This is a genomic window from Defluviimonas sp. D31, from assembly GCF_033436765.1.
Lineage (GTDB): Bacteria > Pseudomonadota > Alphaproteobacteria > Rhodobacterales > Rhodobacteraceae > Albidovulum.
Window position 1 is genome coordinate 108,868 of the sequence record NZ_JAWQFN010000001.1, and the last position, 18,700, is coordinate 127,567.

Annotated in this window: 16 protein-coding genes and 1 pseudogene; 6 read left to right on the plus strand and 11 right to left on the minus strand. The window is 62.6% G+C overall.

What is annotated here, in order from left to right; all coding sequences use genetic code 11:
* Positions 1–58: 58 nt before the first annotated feature.
* Together R5H32_RS00530 and R5H32_RS00535 are read right to left on the minus strand one after the other, a co-directional pair.
* Complete coding sequence (locus R5H32_RS00530) at positions 59–679, minus strand: DUF6778 family protein (RefSeq protein ID WP_318336739.1); 621 nt, start codon at positions 677–679, stop codon at positions 59–61.
* 489 nt (positions 680–1,168) lie between these two features.
* On the minus strand, positions 1,169–1,765 hold the full coding sequence (locus R5H32_RS00535) for a porin family protein (protein ID WP_318336740.1): 597 nt from the start codon (positions 1,763–1,765) through the stop codon (positions 1,169–1,171).
* 283 nt (positions 1,766–2,048) lie between these two features.
* Here R5H32_RS00535 and R5H32_RS00540 point away from each other — a divergent pair, with 283 nt between their 5' ends.
* On the plus strand, positions 2,049–2,792 hold the full coding sequence (locus R5H32_RS00540; protein ID WP_318337320.1) for an SDR family NAD(P)-dependent oxidoreductase: 744 nt from the start codon (positions 2,049–2,051) through the stop codon (positions 2,790–2,792).
* Between the two features lie 332 nt (positions 2,793–3,124).
* On the opposite strand, the gene R5H32_RS00545 is transcribed toward R5H32_RS00540, so the two are convergent.
* Positions 3,125–4,126 (minus strand): isopenicillin N synthase family dioxygenase, encoded by a 1,002-nt coding sequence (locus R5H32_RS00545; RefSeq protein WP_318336741.1) that lies wholly within the window; start codon positions 4,124–4,126, stop codon positions 3,125–3,127.
* 121 nt (positions 4,127–4,247) lie between these two features.
* Positions 4,248–5,819, minus strand: a complete 1,572-nt coding sequence (locus R5H32_RS00550) for a trimethylamine methyltransferase family protein (RefSeq protein WP_318336742.1) — start codon at positions 5,817–5,819, stop codon at positions 4,248–4,250.
* Between the two features lie 92 nt (positions 5,820–5,911).
* Between R5H32_RS00550 and R5H32_RS00555 the strand changes: the two genes are divergently transcribed.
* Positions 5,912–6,850, plus strand: coding sequence for a LysR substrate-binding domain-containing protein (locus tag R5H32_RS00555; RefSeq protein ID WP_318336743.1), 939 nt, complete (start codon positions 5,912–5,914; stop codon positions 6,848–6,850).
* Between the two features lie 92 nt (positions 6,851–6,942).
* On the opposite strand, the gene R5H32_RS00560 is transcribed toward R5H32_RS00555, so the two are convergent.
* From R5H32_RS00560 to R5H32_RS00580, 5 genes are read right to left on the minus strand one after another with little or no spacing between them, the layout of a single operon-like run.
* On the minus strand, positions 6,943–7,710 hold the full coding sequence (locus tag R5H32_RS00560) for an SDR family NAD(P)-dependent oxidoreductase (protein ID WP_318336744.1): 768 nt from the start codon (positions 7,708–7,710) through the stop codon (positions 6,943–6,945).
* Positions 7,711–7,713: 3 nt separating this feature from the next.
* Positions 7,714–8,535 carry an ABC transporter permease gene (locus tag R5H32_RS00565; RefSeq protein WP_318336745.1) on the minus strand — a complete coding sequence of 274 codons (822 nt, stop codon included), beginning with the start codon at positions 8,533–8,535 and terminating at the stop codon, positions 7,714–7,716.
* A gap of 7 nt (positions 8,536–8,542) precedes the next feature.
* Positions 8,543–9,394 (minus strand): ABC transporter permease, encoded by an 852-nt coding sequence (locus R5H32_RS00570; protein ID WP_318336746.1) that lies wholly within the window; start codon positions 9,392–9,394, stop codon positions 8,543–8,545.
* Positions 9,395–9,398: 4 nt separating this feature from the next.
* Complete coding sequence (locus R5H32_RS00575) at positions 9,399–10,559, minus strand: spermidine/putrescine ABC transporter substrate-binding protein (protein WP_318336747.1); 1,161 nt, start codon at positions 10,557–10,559, stop codon at positions 9,399–9,401.
* A gap of 20 nt (positions 10,560–10,579) precedes the next feature.
* On the minus strand, positions 10,580–11,674 hold the full coding sequence (locus R5H32_RS00580; protein ID WP_318336748.1) for an ABC transporter ATP-binding protein: 1,095 nt from the start codon (positions 11,672–11,674) through the stop codon (positions 10,580–10,582).
* Between the two features lie 103 nt (positions 11,675–11,777).
* Here R5H32_RS00580 and R5H32_RS00585 point away from each other — a divergent pair, with 103 nt between their 5' ends.
* Together R5H32_RS00585 and R5H32_RS00590 are read left to right on the plus strand one after the other, a co-directional pair.
* Positions 11,778–12,566 (plus strand): helix-turn-helix transcriptional regulator, encoded by a 789-nt coding sequence (locus R5H32_RS00585; RefSeq protein ID WP_318336749.1) that lies wholly within the window; start codon positions 11,778–11,780, stop codon positions 12,564–12,566.
* 544 nt (positions 12,567–13,110) lie between these two features.
* On the plus strand, positions 13,111–13,872 hold the full coding sequence (locus tag R5H32_RS00590; RefSeq protein WP_318336750.1) for a DeoR/GlpR family DNA-binding transcription regulator: 762 nt from the start codon (positions 13,111–13,113) through the stop codon (positions 13,870–13,872).
* A 210-nt stretch (positions 13,873–14,082) separates the two neighbouring features.
* Here R5H32_RS00590 and R5H32_RS00595 read toward each other — a convergent pair whose 3' ends face one another.
* Positions 14,083–14,598, minus strand: a complete 516-nt coding sequence (locus tag R5H32_RS00595) for a hypothetical protein (RefSeq protein WP_318336751.1) — start codon at positions 14,596–14,598, stop codon at positions 14,083–14,085.
* A 602-nt stretch (positions 14,599–15,200) separates the two neighbouring features.
* Between R5H32_RS00595 and R5H32_RS00600 the strand changes: the two genes are divergently transcribed.
* Entirely contained in the window at positions 15,201–16,541 is a 1,341-nt protein-coding gene (locus R5H32_RS00600) for a mechanosensitive ion channel family protein (RefSeq protein WP_318336752.1), read from the plus strand.
* Between the two features lie 117 nt (positions 16,542–16,658).
* Here the strand turns inward: R5H32_RS00600 and R5H32_RS00605 are convergent.
* Positions 16,659–17,630 (minus strand): annotated as a pseudogene (locus tag R5H32_RS00605) (IS3 family transposase); the annotation flags it as partial.
* Between the two features lie 206 nt (positions 17,631–17,836).
* Here R5H32_RS00605 and R5H32_RS00610 point away from each other — a divergent pair.
* Positions 17,837–18,694, plus strand: a complete 858-nt coding sequence (locus R5H32_RS00610; RefSeq protein ID WP_318336753.1) for a cyanophycinase — start codon at positions 17,837–17,839, stop codon at positions 18,692–18,694.
* The last annotated feature ends 6 nt before the right edge of the window (positions 18,695–18,700 follow it).

The window sequence follows — 18,700 nt, forward strand, 5'->3', positions numbered from 1 at the left end:
AGCCCTCGAAGAGAGCAGTCCGGGGCCGGATGACCGGCCCCGGAGTGAATGCATGGGTTCAGCCGCCGAGGCGGTTGAAGCTGCCGCGCGGATCGGGACCAAGACCCAGCCAGCCCGCGAACACACGGCGCAGATGTGCCGAGATCTGGCTCTTCTGGGTCTCGCCACGGGCCCGCGCCTTGGCCATGTCCTGACCGGACAGCGCCGGCAACGCCGCTTCGACCGCCTCGGGCCCGGCAAGGACTTCACCGCTTGCGGCATCGACGGCCTGGATCGTGAAGTCGATGTTGTGGACGCCCGCGGTGGAGAGCTGGGTCTCGGCCTCGAAAGTCAGGGCGTGGAACCGGGAGACCGTGATCTCGAGCCGTACCGGACGCGAGCCATTGAGACCAGCGCCACCGGCACGCGCCGCGTCGCCGACGATTTTCGCCACCTGCGCATGCCGGTCACCGGCCGGATCCTCGCGCCAGACGATGTCGGCATTGGGGAACAGCGTCTTGGCCTCGGAGACCTTGAGGCTATCGGGCACCGTTACCGCGACGTCGGCAAGCCGCCAGCTCGACGAGGTCGCCGCGGGGACCGGCTCGGAATAGGCAGTCCGAAAGGTCGAGCCGCAGCCAGCCAGTGCCAGTGCGCACAAGGCGACGAGAACCGTCGGAAAATGCCGCAGGAAACTCATGATGTACTCCTCAATTGGTCCGGGCAGACGATTCGCCCTTTGCTTTGCGTCTTACTTGCCGCGATTTGTGGCAACATTGGGTGAATAGTCGGTCAAGCGGAAGTAATCGCTGGAAATTGGCGTCAACGATCCCGAAGCGATGAAACGCGGCAACACTTGCCGGCGCTGCAGAGCGCAACGACGGGATCCTCGTGGTTGTCGTGCCGGACGGTCGCTCGTCTCCGAACCGCACCGTTGCCGCCCGAGGCTTTGCCCGGTTCCGGTCGCGGCTTGGTTGGCGGAAACGAAGGCTCGATCGCGACCGCCGCCGTCTCAGCGATGATCACGCCTTGCCGCATCTGTGATTTCAGGAGAATCCCGCCTATCGCATCTCGCCCTGCCGCAAACGGCATGCATGATGCTTAATGGGACACGCCCGCCAACCCCATAAGGAGCAAGCGGGCGCTGGTAGAAATGGGATGCGGGAGAGCATGCCCTCCCGCAGCCGTATCAGAACCGGAAGCCGGCGGTGAGCGACGCGGTGGTCGCATCAATGTCGACGCCGGTCGCGGCGAAGTTGCTGAACTCGTGGTACAGGATTTCGGCACCAACGGTCCACCGATCGGTGATCAGGTAGTCCGCGCCAGCGCCGACAAACCAGCCGTCATCCGAGTAGCCAACGCCGTTCAGGCTCGCATCAGCTTCGGCGTAGCCGCCGATACCGTAGATCAGGGTGCGGCCGAGGTCAGCACCTGCGCGGGCGCCCACACGCCAGACCGAGTCAAGAGAACCAGCGCGCTGGGCGAGATCGATGTCGCTCCAGTCATAGTCGAGGCGACCACCGAGAACCCAGTTGCCGAAGTCGTAGTCATAACCTGCACGAAGGCCGTACATGAAGCCATCGCCGTCCGGGCCGCTCGTCCCCACGTCACCGTAGGTGAGATCGCCACCGACGTAGAAGCCGGTCCAGTCGGTGCCGACGATGACCGGAACCGGCGCAATCGGCGCTTCCACGACCGGTTCAGCCAGACCACCAGCGAAAGCCGGCATCGCGAGACCACCGGCGAGAACCGCGCCTGCGAGTGCGGTCTTGATCATGTTGCTCATCTTTGTCTCCAATATCGCTCTAATCACTCCGTGACGTCCAGCACCCGTAAAACGATCTGTCATATCGCGCTGCGGAGCCTGTCGCCGGTGCCTTTAAGATAGGCCAAATACACTTTGCGCCAAGGGGGGCACAACTCTCGCCTGCGCCGCGTTGCAGAAATCCCACACCAATTGGCGGAATCCAGCATACCAGCCCCTTATTCAATGCCTCGCAAACAAACTGGACAGTCGCGTGCAACCGGCCTACTTTATGAACGTTCGTTCATTTATCCGGAGAGACCAAATGCTTCTCGACCAATGCGGCGTGATCGTCACCGGCGGGTCGTCTGGGCTTGGCGCCGCCACAGCCGAAGCGTTCCGTGTGCGTGGGGCGCATGTGACTGTTCTTGATCGAGAAACCTCCGGGGCCGATTTCGCGGCCAGGATCGGCGCTCATTTCGTTGATGCCGACGTTACCGACGAGGGATCGGCCACTGCCGCCATCGAAGCCGCGATGACCGCAATGGGCCGGATCGACGTGCTTGTGAATTGTGCGGGCATCGTCATCGGCGAGAAGACACTCGGCCGCGACGGAGTTCATGCCCTTTCGAGCTTCCGCCGCACGATCGACGTCAACCTCGTCGGCACGTTCAACATGATCCGGCTGGCGGCGGCGAAGATGGCCGCGAACGAAGGCCCGGAGCGCGGGGTGATCATCAACACCGCGTCGATCGCGGCATTCGACGGGCAGAAGGGTCAAGCCGCCTACGCGGCATCGAAGGCGGGCATTGCTGGCATGACCCTGCCGATCGCGCGCGATCTCGCCGCCTCCGGAATCCGCGTTTGTGCCATTGCTCCCGGCATCTTCGCCACGCCGATGATGCGGGGGCTGCCGGACGAGGTGCAGGCAGGTCTCGCCGCCGAGGTTACCTTTCCCAAGCGACTTGGCGATCCGGCGGAATTCGCCGCGCTGGCGGGCTTCATCGTCGAATGCGGTTACATGAACGGCGAGGTGATCCGTCTCGACGGCGCACTCAGGATGCGCTGATCACGGGTCGAGCCCGAAAGCGGGGCTGGCCGGATATCCTGCTGGACGCTCCTGACATCCTCGCCCCCCGCTCCGGCAAACTAGTTTTCCTTGGCTGGACTGGCATCGCTTGGAAACCCGATAGTTGCCATGCCGTTGCACCTGTTCCCGACAAGGTGGTCTGAGCTGGTCCAGTCCGGCTTGGAGGCATCGCATACGATCGGCACAGCGAAAGAGTGACTGAGCCAATCGACCGATGGTCCTGGCCCAGTCGAGAGTTTGCTTGATCACGTCCGTTTCGCCGGGGCCTGTCGTGGCCCTCGCACCTGGCGGCACGGCCGCGTGGCAGGCCCTCAAGCTGCCGGCTGTTGCAGATGCGCGTAACTGGCGACGAAGCGCCCGAATTTATGCGCCCCGCAGGTGACGGGCTGATAGCGCAACGGGTTGGCGTCCGACACGCAGGACGGCAACGGCGCGATCACGGCATCGAAATCGGCGTCGATGAAGAAGGGGATCGAATAGCGCTCGCGCCCCGACGTGTTGATCACCCGGTGCATGTTCGCGAGGCAGACGTCGTTCGTCAGCTTCTGGATCAGGTCGCCGATGTTGATGACGAAAGCGCCCCGGATCGGGGTCCCGTCGACCCAGTCGCCCTCACGGTTCATCACCTGCAGCCCGCCCACGTCGTCCTGTGCTAGGATCGTCAGGTTGCCGTAATCCGTGTGTGCGCCAATGCCGATGATATCCTTGCCGGCATGCCCGTTCTGCGGCGGGTAGTGCAGAAGGCGTTGGATGCTGATCGGGTCTTTCATGATGCCCTCGAAATGCGCTTCGGGCAGATCGAGGCTGAGCGCGATGCCCCGCAGCAACTGCCTGGACAGGACGATCATCTTCTCATGGTAGCCGTAGACCAGTTCCCGGAACTGCGGGAAGCCGGCAGGCCATTGGTTCGGGCCGAAGAACGGGCCTTCCAGCGAAGCGCGCTCGGGGCCGATGTCGAAGCATTCCTTCAGGTCGCGGGTCTTGCCGGGATCGGTGTTCTCGCCGAAGGGCTCGATATAGCCGCGCAGCGCAACGTCGGAGTTGCCGACATGCAGCGCCATCTTCTCTTGCATGGGCAGGTCAAAAAAGCGGCGGGTCACATCGAAGACGTCGTCCACGAAGGCCTGCGGAATGCCGTGGTTCTTCACATACATGAAGCCCGCGTTCGACAGTGCCCATCGGATCTGCTTGGCCACACCCTTCTTGTCGCTGCCGTCGAGAAGCGGGGCCACGTCGATGACGGGGATGCTGTCGAAGTTTTCGCGCTTGTCGCGCAGCTTGTCGTCCATAAGGTCGATCAGGTTCTTGCTCATGCCAATTTTTCCCATTTTGGCGGGCGTGAGAATGCAGGAAGCGAGCGCCCGGAGGCCGGCTGGCATCTGGGCGTCGTCTTTTTCGGTTTGTCGGGGTCAGCCGGTCAGTCCGTGCGCGGGGTCAGTACCACATGTCCGGCATCGCATCCTTGCGGCAGGAGATGAAATCCCTCAGCGCCTCGTCGATGCCCTCGTCCAGCGGCGGGGCCTCGTACTCGCGCAAAAGCTTTTTCCAGCGGGCGTTGGCGCGCTGGGCGTAATCGATGCCGCCCTGTTCGTCCCATGTCTCCCAGGGCTGGTTGTCATCGAGCCCGCTGTCCCAATACGCGGTCTCGTAGTGCCGCAGCGTGTGCTGGGTGGAGAACAGGTGCTGGCCGGGGCCGAGTTCGGCGAGCGCATCGAAGGCAAGCGTGTCCTCGTTGACCTCCATCCCGTCGAGATAGGCATGGAGCGCGCCGCACATGTCGGTGTCCATCACGAGCTTCTCGTAGGACATCGACAGCAGCCCATCGAGGAAACCGGCAGAGTGCAGCACGTAGTTCGCGCCGCCTTGCACGGCCGACATCATCGACATCATGCTTTGCTGCATGGCCTGGCCGTCGGGCAGTTTCGACGTGCTGAAATTTCCCGCGCAGCGCAGCGGGAGGTTCAGGCGGCGCGCAAGCTGGCCCATGGCCAGAGAGCCGATCGCGGGCTCCGGCGTGCCGAAGGTGGGCGAGCCGGAGCGTAAGCTCATCGAGGAAAAGAAGCTGGCCAGGATCGCGGGCGCACCGGGGCGGACGAGCTGGGTCAGCGCGCAGGAGGCCATGCTTTCCGCCAGCCCCTGCGCCACCATGCCCGCGATCGTGAGCGGGGCAACGGCGCCGCCCAGAAGGAACGGCAAGTGAATGGAGCCCTGATTGGCCGCCGCATAGGTGCGGATGCCCGCGGTGGTGACACCGTCCAGCACCAGCGGCGAGGTAGTGTTGAAGTTCCCCATCACCACGCAGTGCTGATCCACGAACTCCGCGCCAAAGAGGATGCGCGCCATCTCGACGCTGTCCGCGGCGCGGTCGGCCGCGGTGATCGAGCCAAGGAAGGCGCGGTCAGAGTAGCGGATGTGGGAATAGACCATGTCCAGATGGCGCTTGTTCACCGGCACATCGGTCGGTTCGCAGACCGTGCCGCCCGAATGGTGCAGCCATGGCGAGGACTGGGCGAGTTTCACGAAGTTCCGGAAATCCTCGATCGTACCGTAGCGCCGGCCCCGGTCGAGATCCATGACGAAGGGCGAGCCGTAGGAAGGGGCGAAGACCACGTTTTTGCCGCCGATCCGCACGTTGTTTGCGGGGTTGCGGGCGTGCTGGGTGAATTCTGCAGGCGCGGCCTTCAAGATCTCGCGCAGCATTCCGGGCGGGAATTTCAGGTTCCAGACGTCGGCAGAGATATCCGTGACCTCTGCTCCGGCCTCGCGGTAAAGCCGCAGCGCCTCGGTATCTTCGCGCAGTTCGATCCCGATCTCTGCAAGAATGCGGTCTGCGGTCGCCTCGATCCGCGACAGGCTTTCATCCGACAGGATGTCATAGGTCGGCAGATTGCGCACGATATAGGGCCGTTTCGCGGCCTGCCCGCCTTGCAGGCGCGTATCGCGTCGCTGCGACCGGCCGGCCCGCTGGCGCTTTGCCTCTGGCTCTAGATACCCGCTGTCTGCCATGATCTACCCCTTTCATAAGTCAGGCGCAGACTAGTTTGACGATTTGTTCCAGTAACGCTGGAAAGTTTTCATAATTTTGATAAGTAAAAATTATGGAAACGCTGCGCAGCCTTTTGCCATCCATCAACGGCCTCGTCGTCTTCGAAGCGGCGGGCAGATTGTCGAGCTTTACCGCTGCGGCGCGAGAGTTGCGCATGACGCAGGCTGCGGTGTCCTATGCAATTGCCCGGCTCGAGGATCATCTGGGCACCGCGCTTTTCCTGCGCGAATACCGCCGGGTCCGGCTGAGCGAGGCGGGCGAACGGTTTCACGCAGATGTGTCGATCGGGCTTTCCCACATCCAGCGGTCGGCCCAGGATCTGCGCTCGGTGGCGACGGGCGGCCATGTGACCCTGTCCTGTTCGACCGCGTTCGCGGCCTTCTGGATGGTTCCGCGCATGGCGCAGCTGCGTGAGGATCTTCCGCATATCGACCTGCGCATCCAGACAGCGGACCGCGACCTCGATCTCGTCGGCGAAGGCATCCCTCTGGCCGTGCGCGGCGGCGATCCCGGCGAGTGGTCGAAATACCATGCCGAACCGCTTGCGCCAGAGGAAATCTACCCCGTCTGCGGCGCAGGCTATCTCGCCAAGAGAGATCGGCCGCAGCAAGCGGCGGACCTGCTCGAGCATCAGCTGATCCACCTTGAAGAGCCTTTCCGGTCGGCGGCGACCTGGCGCGACTGGTTCACCTCGGTCGGCATCGACGGGCGGAGGATTCCGAAAGGCTTGCAGATCAACGATTACGTCCTGGTCGTCCAGTCTGTCATCGCCGGGCAAGGGGTAGCGCTTGGCTGGCGGCACCTGGTGGAGGGGTTGGTGGAAAAGGGCGTTCTTGTCCGGCTTACGGAGCATGTCCTGACCACGGGCATGGATTTCCACGTCATCTGGCCTCGCGATATGACCCTGTCCCGCGCGACTCTGGAGGTTCGGGACTGGTTGCTGGCTCAGCCAGTGCCCTCATCGAGCGAGCGAAGCGACAGCAATATCTGAAAAGTCGCGCCGCCGTCGGTGGGCGCAGCAGCCAATGAGGTCAAGTTATCCGGATCGGAGTGTCGGTCAGACCCAATCCCGGGTACTTGGTATCACAGCGACTCTGCACCATCGAGTACAAGCGCATGGCCCGTCATGAAGGACGACCGGTCGGAGGCCAGGTACACGATGCTTTCAGCGACCTCATCGGGCGTTCCCCACCGCCCCATCGGAATGTTCTTTGAGACGTAATCCTCAAGCGCGTCGCGGCCGCCCATCTGGGTCTCGAAGCCTGCGTTGAACACGGTGTCGACGAAGCCCGGACACAGCGCGTTGCAGCGCACCCCGAAGCGGGCGTAGTCGACCGCGATCTGGCGCACCATCGCGATGACCGCGTGCTTTGTGGTGCAATAGGCGATCATCTCCCGGTCGTATTGCACGCCGGAATTCGACGAGGTGACGATGATCGACCCCGCCCCTCTCGGTTTCATCACCGCCATCGCGGCGCGCGCGGCAACGAAATGCGCCCTGACGTTGAGCCGCCAGGACGCGTCCATGTCGCTCGCGCTGACCTCTTCCAGACGCCCCGGAATCTGGATGCCCGCGTGGGAATGAAGAATATCGAGCCGCCCGAACCTCTCGTGGGTGCCGGCGATCGCGGCTTCCAGCGCCGCATCTTCGGTCACGTCGAGACCGAGCGCGTGGGCCTTGCCGCCGCTTGCCACAATCGCCGCGACGACATCCCTGGCCCGGTCGGGATCGAGATCGCTCACGACGACCGTCGCCCCGTGCCGGGCGAGCGCCAGCGCCCCGGCCCGGCCTATGCCGGACCCGGCACCGGTCAGGAAGGCCACGCGGTCCTGAAGCAGCGCATCCACCATCGTTCAGACCGATTGCGCGCGGCGACCGCGCTGGAGGATCGTCTGGGCGACGATCAGGATGATGAGAGAGACAGCGAGGACCATCGTGCCAATGGCGTTGATCTCGGGCGTCACACCGCGCCGGATCGAGGAGAAGACGTAGATCGGCAGCGTCGTCTCCGACCCCGCGACGAAAAAGGCGATGATGAAATCGTCGAAGCTGAAGGTGAAGGAGAGGAGGAAACCGGCGAGGATCGCCGGGAATATCTGTGGCAGCGTCACCTGCCGGAAGGTGCCGAAAGGCGTCGCGCCGAGATCGGCCGAGGCCTCGATCAGGCTCCGGTCCATGCCCGCGATGCGGGCGCGCACGATGATCACGACAAGCGCCATGGCGAAAAGCCCGTGCGCGGCGATCAACGATCCCATGCCGAGGTGAAACCGGGGGGCCGCCTCGGCGACCGGCCAGAGCGAGGCAATCAGCGGGTTGATCCAGTCGAACAAGGTCACGAGCGCGATGAGCGTCGAAATCCCGATCACGATGCCCGGCACCATGACCGCGATATAGAGAAGAGCGTCGAAGACCATCCGCGGCTTGCCGCCGACGCCCTGCAGCGCCAGCGCCGCGAGCGTCCCCGCCATGGTCGCCAGCACCGCCGATACGGCCGCGACCGTGGCGCTGGTCTGCAACGCCTCCATCACGAAGGGGTTCGACAGTGCCTTGCCGTACCACTGGGTCGAAAATCCCTGCAACTGCGCGGCGTAGCGGCCCGCGTTGAAGGAAAAGACGGCGATCACCCCGATCGGGATGTAGAGGAAGAGATAGACGCTTAACGCATATAACCTCATTGCGCCCTCACATCAGCGAGACGTCGTCGCGCCCGCCTGCCCAGCGGCGCGTTAGGCGCATGTAGGCGGTGACGGTGACGAGCATGATGACGACGAGCGCGACCGCGACCGCTGCACCGAAGGGCCAGTTGCGCGATTGCAGGAAGAGGTCGACGAGCGCATTGCCGACGAAGAAGACCTTGCCGCCGCCGAGCATGGCGGGGATCAGGAACTCTCCCATCAGCAGGATGAAGACGAGCATGCAGCCGGTGGCGACGCCGGGCATTGAGAGCGGCAGCGTCACCTGGAGGAAGCTACGCCATGGCGGGCTTCCAAGATCGGAGGAGGCTTCCAGCAGCCGTTTGTCGAGCCGTTCCAGGCTGACATAGATCGGGAAGATCATCAGCGGCAGGTAGCCGTAGACAATCCCCGTCAGGACCGCGAAGGGCGTGTTGATGAGACGGGGGCTCCCGAGGCCGATCATGCTGACAAGTTTCGGAATCCCCTGCCCGCCCAGCAGGTAGATCCACGCATAGGACCGGATCAGGATCGAGGTCCAGAAGGGCACGATAACGAGGATCAAGAGAAGCGTCCGCCACTTCGGATCGGCCCGGACGGCAAGGTAATAGGCCAGAGGATAGGCGATCAGAAGGCAGAGGATCGTGCCAATCGGCGCCAGCATCAGCGTGTTTTTGAACGCGGTCCAGCGGGTGCCGAGATTGGCGAAGTTCTCGAGGCTGAAGGCGGCGGAGTATCCTCCCGCCGCCGCTCGCTCGCCGAAGCTGAAGACCACCACGACGACAAGCGGCAGGACGAGCATAGCCAGAAGCCACAGCGTCGCCGGCGCGAGCAGAAGTGTTGTCCTCAGCCTCGGCGTCATGCGCTCAGGCCGACTTGAAGCGCGCCATCAGCTCGGCGCGGTTTGGGTCGGTCAACGTCACCGCCGCGCCGAATTCGAGCGCGTCGAGCAGTTCGGCCGCAGGATAGAGGATCGGGTCGTTCAGCACCTCCGGCGGCATCAGGGCGTCGACGCGGGCGTCGGCGGTCGGATAGCCGTGGAAGAGCGACTCCTTCGCGTTCACCGCCGGGTCGAGCAGGTAGTTGATCAGCGCATAGGCGGCGTCCATGTGAGGCGCCCCCTTGGGAATCGCGTAGAAATCCGACCAGAGCTCGCCGCCTTCCTTGCCAAGCACATATTCGATCTCCGGCATGTCGCGGTTCATCTGCTTGCCGTCGCCGGTCCAGCAGATCGTCATCCAGGCGTCGCCCGACCGCATCGAGGGCTGGTAGTCCGACGAAATCGCGAACAGATGGGGCTTCGCGTCCAGCAGGAGTTTCTCGGCCTCGGCGAGTTCGGAAGGTTCCACCGAGTTGAAAGAATAGCCGAAGTATTTCAGTGCGTTGCCGATGGTGGTTAGCTGGTAGTCATGGACCATCGTGCGGCCCGAGAAATCGGCCATGGTCATGTCCCAGAATTCCTTCCACGTGGTGGGCTTCGGCAGGCTGCCAAGCTGCGCGGTATTCACCGCGAAGCCCGTCGTGCCCCAGTTCTTGGGCACGGCATAGACGGTGCCGTCGACGGTGCCCGGACCCGCAAAGCGCTCATTAAAGGCCCCCGCGTCGTAGTTCGGGATCTTCGACAGGTCGAGCGGTTCGATGAGGTCCTCGCCGACATAGGTCGTGATCGTGTAATTCGTGGGCACGAAGACGTCCCAGCCCGAGCCCCCGGCCTGAAGCTTCGCCAGCATCTCTTCGTTCGAGCCGAAGACGTTCATGTCGACGGCCGCGCCCGTCGCCGCCGTGAAGGCTTCGAAATTCGCCGGATCGTGGTAGTTGGGCCAGGTGGCCAGCACCACGCGGTCGCCGATGTTTGCTTGCGCCCAGGCGGCCGACCTGAGTCCGGGTACAGCCGACCCCAGCACCGCGGTCGCCGCTCCAAGCCCGGTCACGCCAAGAAAGTGCCGCCGCGTGACCGATCCCTTCTTGTAGCGGAAAAGCTCCGCCATGAATTTCTCGCGTGAGATGAAGCCATTACGGTCCGTCATGTTCATTCTCCCAGTTGCTGTCATTCGTTCTTCAGGATCAGCGCCGCGCCATCCCGCCAGCGGACGCTTCCCGTTTCCCCCGGTTCGAAGTTGCCCTCTCCCGCTTCGGCCTGTCGGGACGCGAGGATGAGGAACTGGCCCAGATCCGGGTTCCGGACCAGATATTCGGTGTGTTCGCCCAGAAAGATGCGGTTGACGACGGTGACCGGCACACCGCCGTTGCCGCGGGTGAGGCTGATCTGTTCGGGCCTGAGGCTCGCGATACCGGATTGCCCGGCGCGGACACCGTCGCCCGCATAGCCGATGAATCCGATGCCGCCGGGGCACGTCATCTTGGCCGTCTCGCCTTCGACGCTTTCCACGCACCCTTCAAAGAAGTTTGATTTTCCAACGAAATCTGCGACATAGCGGTTTTTCGGCCGGTCATAGAGGTCGCGCGGGCTGCCAGTCTGCACGATCTGCCCGTCGCGCATGATACAGATGCGATCGGACATCGACAAAGCCTCTTCCTGGTCGTGAGTGACGAGGATGAAGGTGATGCCGAGTTGGCGCTGCAAGGTCTGAAGCTCGATCTGCATGTCGTGGCGCAGCTTCTTGTCGAGCGCGGCCATCGGTTCGTCGAGGAGAAGCAGCTTCGGCTCGTTGATGATCGCGCGGGCGAGCGCCACGCGCTGTTGCTGCCCGCCCGACATTTCCCAGATGCGGCGCGGTCCGAAATCGGGAAGCCGCACCGTGTCGAGGGCGCGGGCGACCGCGGCCCCGACCTCCGCCGCAGGCGGCCTGGGACGGCGCTGACGAAGACCGTATGAAATGTTCTCGGCCACGGTCAGATGCGGAAAGAGCGCATAGTGCTGAAACACCATGTTCACGGGACGCTGGTGGGCCGGTATGGCATTCACCTGCTGCCCGTCGAGGTAGATATCCCCCTCGGTCGGCGTCTCGAACCCCGCGAGCATCCTCAGAGCCGTGGTCTTGCCGCAGCCCGAAGGTCCAAGAAAGGACAGGAATTCCCCGCGCCTTATGGTGAGGTTGAGGTCCCGCGCCGCAACGACGTCGCCGAAGCGCTTGGTGGCGCCGCGCAGTTCCGCGATGGAGGATTCATCGTCTCCGGTCAAACTTCAGCACTCACGCATATGCCTCGGAATGGTATAAAATCTAGAAAATGGGCGAAGCCTTGTATATACCACAAAGCGCATAGCTTGACGAAAAGACTGCCAGATGAGCATAGAGCTTAAGTTCGAACGGATCGGCCGCATGATCGCCGCCGAAGGGACGCCAGACTTTCCCGGCTGCCTCGCTGATTTTCTGCGGACGGTCGCGCCCTACGACTTCACCGTGATATTCAGCTACGGCGGCGCGGCGCGGCCGCTCGATCTCTTCGACGACTTCCCGCGCGAGAAACGGGCGGTCTTCGTCACCGACTATCAGGCGGGTCCGTATATGCTCGATCCGTTCTTCCTGGCAGCGACGAAACCCGTCGCTCCGGGGCTTTACCGGATGCGCGATCTCGCGCCAGACCGCTTCTATCAAGGCGAATATTTCCGCAGCTATTACGTCCAGACCGGACTCGCCGAAGAGATCGGTTTCTTCATCGACACCGGGCGCGGCGCAGTCGTCGTCGTGTCGCTCATGCGGGCGCGGAAAGTGTTCTCGGCCAAGGAGTTCGCCGCGATCCAGAGCGCCTGGCCGATAGTCGAAGCCGCCTGCGCGCGTCACTGGGCGGATGTCGCCGACCGGTTCAAGGCGCAGCGAGGCACCGATGCGGATGCGCCCGACGGACAGATCGAACGCTCCTTCCAACGGTTCGCGGACGGACAACTGACACCGCGGGAGCGCGAGGTGGTCGAGTATACGCTCAAGGGCTATTCGGCAGAGGCAATCCGACAGGTTCTCGGCATCTCTTCGGGTACTGTGCGCGCTCACAGGCGCAATATCTACGCCAAACTCGGCATCAGTTCCCAAGGTGAGTTGTTCGCCCGGTTCATCGACAACCTCGTCAAGACGTGATGCAGCGCACACCAGCATGATCGGCCCCAGGGCATATATGGCCATGAACGCTTCAAACGTCTGAGCACGGGACTTGCGGTTGCCCTGCCCGTCCGCGAGCTCCCGGTGTCCATACCCCTGTCTCGCCGCCGCACCCTTGGCTCGCTTCAGTGCCTCGCGAAGCGTGCCGCGGCATCACGGGCAATGCCACAACGGTTGGCCCGGCGGTCGATGACGACCAGGTCTTGGATACCCCGATGTTCAGCTCTCTCCGCTGGTCGCACCTGGCTGGACCATCCCCCTCAAAACAGTAGAAAAACGAAACACAAAATTTTCGATTTGCGCATGTTTTTACGTTACCACATGAATTCAATCACTTACTTACGTCTCCACCATCGGATTTCGATGAGAAATCGTGATACTTCAGGGCAAACCCTGCGATCATCGAGCGAGACGAAGGCCGTATCGCGCATATTGGAACATTTTTGACACCTGAATCCGATCCCCGTATCTTCGGTGCGACGCGGATTCGCGGCTGGCGCGACTGAGAGAAAAGGGGAACGGTTTGTCGCTGTCTTTTCGTCACTCCGAGATCCTCGACATCGCCCGACGAGAAGGAAAGGTGACCGTCGAGGGGCTTGCCGAGCATTTCGACGTGACCCTCCAGACCATAAGACGCGACCTGACCGATCTCGCGGAGGCCGGAAAGCTCGAGCGCGTCCATGGCGGCGCGGTCTTGCCGTCCGGGGTCACGAACATCGGCTACGAAGAGCGGCGCGGCCTCTTCAAGGAGGCCAAGCAACGCATCGCCAAGGCCTGCGCGCTGGAGGTTCCGGAAGACTCATCGGTGTTTCTCAACATAGGGACCAGCACCGAGGCGGTCGCGCATGAGTTGCTTCGCCACCGCAATCTCCTGGTCGTGACCAACAACATGAACGTCCCGGGCATCCTGGTCGGCAACCCCGACTGCCAGATCGTCGTCACCGGCGGCCAGCTTCGCCGCGCCGATGGCGGTCTCGTCGGCAAGCTCACGACCGAGGCGATCAGCCAGTTCAAGTTCGACCTTGCCGTGATCGGCTGCTCCGCGCTCGACGAGGACGGCGACATGCTGGATTTCGATATCCAGGAGGTAGGCGTCAGCCAGGCCCTGCTGCGCCAGTCGCGCAAGGTCTTCCTCGTGGCGGATCATTCGAAGTTCCGGCGCACGGCACCGGCACGGATCGCCTCGATTTCTGAAGTCGACGCCGTGTTCACCGATCAACCGCTGCCGAAAACCCTGGAGGATCGGTGCCGCGAGTGGGGCCTGCGGGTGATCGTGGCAAGATAGACAGGACCGGCGGGCGTCGGACGAGCATAGCCAAACCGGATCCCGGGTAGCGGCGGGAACGCCCCGCGTGTCAATTCGGTGTTTGCCGCTCGTGACGTGCTCCCAAGTCGCGACTTCGGTGCTGTCGCACCGTCGAGTTCCGTAGACATGAAGAGGGCAAGAATACCTGGTGACCGCCCCCCTGCCCGCCGCTCGACCCGGCTTGACAGGTCAGAATCCAGCCACGCAATTCGGGTAGCCAAACCCCCAGCGCCAAGGCAGCTTGAGACAAGGCCCGCCGCCGAAGCGAACCGCATTGTACATCGCGTCCGCGACCGCGAGGTAAGCGCGGTCGATCGCCTCACGCGCGACACCGTACCGTTGCGCCAGCTCGTCGCGCCGTGTTTGCCCCTTGGCGATCACGCAGGCGCGCAGGGCCGCGTCGGCGCCTAGGCGTGCCTCGAAACTTGCCTCGGCATCGGTCGCGCCGCCGGCATCATGATAGACACGGTCGTGAATGACGCAGCAGTCTTCCCATGGAGGAGTGTCCTGATGCACCTCCGCGAAATCCGGAAACAGGTCCGCGACCACCCGCCATGACGTCGAGAGACCTCCACTGCACCCGTCGGATTCGAATGGCACCGGATCCACGCCCCGAGCCTTCGCCATGAGTGAACGATGCGCCGGAAGTTCGAGCGATCGCTGCAAGGCCGATGGTGTTTCCTGTGCCGAAAGCGGAAGAGCCATCATGAGCACGGCCGCAACGGAAACTACTCTCATTGCTGAACGCCCTCCTCCGAGAAATCGTCGACAGTCACGCCGCGGTTTTCTCTGGTCCGCCGCGTCAGCCTGGCAATCGCCCTCGACGCGCTCCGTTCGACCATGCCACGGCGCGCAAGCTTCGGTTCGTACGCCGTGAAGATGCCACTGCCGTCGGCTCGAGTTCATGCTCTCGATACGTCGCCTTCGAACCTTGGCCGCGAACATCGAACCTATCCTATGCCACCAAATCCGCACCCTCTCGCGGCTCACGTCGACGCCCCGATCCTGATGCATATGTTCAACTTTTCGAACCGCCAGCGAGAAACGCACATTCGGCACCACCGTGCGGCGAATGATTTCGGGATCCGTCCTGGATCACTTGAAGGGACTGGCATGATCATGGCTGAACGCTAACCAGCGCCCGGACTTGCCTCAAGCCAAGTTTCCTTGACACGGCACTGCCTGATCACAGGTGGTGCCGTCGATTTCGGGCGCGGTGGTCATTCCCGGGGCTTGTTCTTAGTATGCCGACTGATCTGTGATCAGAAACATACCGTATACGGAGTGAACTACAAAAAGGAGAAGGCATGCAGCTTCTGGGTTCATCGTTGATGCCATTTCGGCTGGTTAGCTTCTTGGGGGCGATCCTGCTTGTATTGGCTACGCAGCTTTTCTCTCCGGCGCTAGCTCAGGAGGGTGCGCCAAGCGAGGAGGTTTCGGCCGAGGCAGAAGGCGGATCGGTCCCGACCTTGCCCGTCGGCCTCGACGATCCGGGAATGGAGTTGGAAGAGTTCAAGCTCAGGCTCATTCCCTTGACCCTGGAAGAGCTTTCCGCTCTCGCGCTGCGCTGGCAGGAGATCGTCCGCGGCCAGACCGAAGCGGTCGTTCACGCCACAGTCGCGTCTCAGAACAAAGAAGGCGGGCAGACGCAGGAAGATCTGAACCGCATCGTGGAATTGACGGAAGTGCGCGGACACGGATTTGACCGGTTTGCAGCCGTCGTGGGCAACCTTGAGAAAAAGGGCGGCGACGAAGCTGAGGTGGCGATGCTCCGCGCTTACCGCAGTGCAATCATTGTGGATGAGAAGCAGCAGGCTGGCTGGCAGACCTTGCTGATGCAGGCCCTGAATTGGTCGAAATCACCTGACGGCGGACTCAGGGTTGTGTTCAACCTGGGCGTGATCGTCGCATCGCTAACCGGGCTTTTCATCCTGGCGCGAATCGTAAGGGGCTACGCGCGGCGCCTTTTCCAGCGCATCCCCGACCTTTCCAAGCTGTTGCAGAGTTTCCTCGCAATGGTGGCATACTGGATCACGATGGCGATCGGCCTGATGGTGGTGCTGTCCGCGATCGGCGTCGACGTCTCGCCTCTGTTCGCTCTCGTGGGCGGCGCGTCTTTTGTCCTCGCCTTTGCCATGCAGGATACGCTTGGCAACCTCGCGGCCGGACTGATGATCATGGTCAACCGCCCGTTTGACGAAGGCGACTACGTCACTGCCGGAGGAACCTCGGGGACGGTCAAGTCCGTTTCCATTGTCTCCACGAAGGTCATGACGCCCGACAACCAGGTGATCGTCATTCCCAATTCGAAGGTCTGGGGCGACATCATAACGAACGCAACGGCATCGGACCTGCGGCGTGTCGATCTCGTTTTCGGAATCGACTACGAGGACGACCCCGACAAGGCGATTCAGGTTATCCTCGACGTGGCTCGCGCCGACAAACGCGTAATCAATGATCCTGAACCGTGGGTGCGCGTGACAAATCTGGGCGAGAGTTCCGTCGATCTCACAGCGCGCATATGGTGCAAGGCAGACGATTACTGGGAGCTGAAATTCGCCCTCACCAAGGAGGTGAAGCTGGCCTTTGACAAGGCCGGAATCTCGATTCCCTATCCCCACAGCGTCGAAATCACCAAAGCCGGTTGATGTCGGCCATCCGCAGGCGCGACAGTTGATGAATATGGCTAGCGGCCGGGGATATCGGGGTCGACCGGACCCCCGGTCGTCGCTCGTTCGCAACGAGAGTCCTTGGGATTGAGAGTAGTCCGTTTCGGATTGGGCAAGCGCTCCGGGCGCGGATCCCTGAGATTGCTCCAGCGCCCGGCGCGCTTCTGCGGGGTTCTTGTTGCCAGGCGACGAGTGCGGCCTGACGGTGTTGTGATCGTATCGCCAGAGGACCATCTCGCGCCGTGCATCGGCCAGGCTATCGAAGATCTCGTCGTTGAGGCATTCGTCGCGCAGACTGCCTTTGAAGGACGCGATGTAGCCGTTCTGCCGCGGTTTGCCGGGCTCGGTGTAATGCCACTAGACGCCGTTATCGTTCGCCCACTTGAGGATCGCCTTGCTTGTGAACCAGGTGCCGTTGTCCGATACGATGCAAGCGAGTTTCCCATAGATCCGGACCAGCGCATCCAGCTCCCGCGCAACCCGGGCCCCTGAGATGCTGGTATCGGCGAGCGGGCAGAGATTTTCGCGGCAGCAGTCGTCGTTGACCGCCAGTATGCGGAAGCGGCGACAGGCCCCGAAGGTGTCGGACAGAAAGTCCAGGGACCAACGCTGGTTCGGCCGCAGCGGCACAGGCATCGGCGCGCGACTGCCACGCGCCCGCTTGCGGCCACGACGACGGCGCACAGACAGGCCTTCTTCGCGATAAATCCGGCAGAGCTTCTTCCGTTCATGCCCATGCGCCGATAGCCGAAACGGCGCCGCTTCTGGGCGATCTGGCACATTTCCTCACGGATGTCCGGCCTCGCCATTGAACTCGGACCAATGGCAGCGCTGTCGGTGTCGTCGATGTTTTCCCAGGAGGTCATTCAGAACGGCTCTATCCAGCATCGTATCGGCCAGCAGCCGCTTCAGCCTGGCATTCTCGTCTTCCAGCGCCTTCAGCCGCCGCGCGCCCGACAGCTCCATCCCGCCATACCGGGCCTTCAGCTTGTAGAACGTCGCCGGGCTGAGCCCATGCTTGCGGCACACCTCTGTCGCAGGCATGCCGGCTTCCTGTTCCTTGATCATCCCGACGATCTGATCCTCGGTGAAACGGCTTTCGCAGAAGGGATCCAGCCAGTTTTCGTCATTCGGAGCGGGCAAAACGCTTGCAGCTATAATTTAGCTTCGCCAGACTGAAGATTGTTTGGGGGGGCGGGTCGGCCGCATTGGGGGGAACGCAACCAGCCTTTTGGGCATATCCAGGGAACAGCCGCGGCATGTGTCCAGCTCCTGTGAGTAAAAACCTACCCCGCGGCTTCATCATCCCGATCGGAGGCGGCGAGGATCGCGTGAAGGAATTGCACATCCACCGCCGCTTCGTTGACCTTTCGGGCGGCAAGGATGCCAATATCGTTGTCATCCCGACGGCATCGGAACTCGAGACGACGGGAGCGGATTACAACCGGATTTTCTGTGATCTCGGCGCCGCCGAGGTTGACTTCCTGCCGATCAGCCGACGCGCTGATTGCGAAAACCCGCGCTATCTCGACATGCTTGACAAGGCATCTGGTATCTTTCTGACAGGTGGCAACCAGTTGCGCCTCTCGACCATCCTCGGCGGCACCGGAATTGCCCAGAAGATCCGGCGCCGCAACGCCGCTGGCGTCGTCGTCGCGGGCACGTCGGCCGGCGCTTCGATCATGTCGGAACATATGATAGCGGGGGGCGCCAGCAATTCGGCCCCCACCGAAGGCGCAGTGAACCTCGCGCCGGGCCTCGGGCTGACGAACGCGGTGATCATCGACCAGCACTTCACCGAGCGGAACCGGCTCGGCCGACTGCTGGCCGCTTCATCCTACAATCCGTTCCTGATCGGCCTCGGCATCGACGAGGATACAGCTGCCTTCATCGGACCCGATGGCGTCCTGGAAGTAGTCGGCTCAGGTACGGTCACCGTTGTCGATGCTTCGAGCCTTTCTCATTCGTCGATGTGGGACGCCTCGCGCGGTCAGGCGCTGACGCTGCTCGACCTGAAGGTACATGTGATGGGGGAAGGTTGCCGCTACGACCTGGTGGGACGGCACGCCTATCCACCGGATGAACACGCAGCGTTCTGCGCGCTGCCAAACCAGAAGGTCACGACCAACTGACTGCGC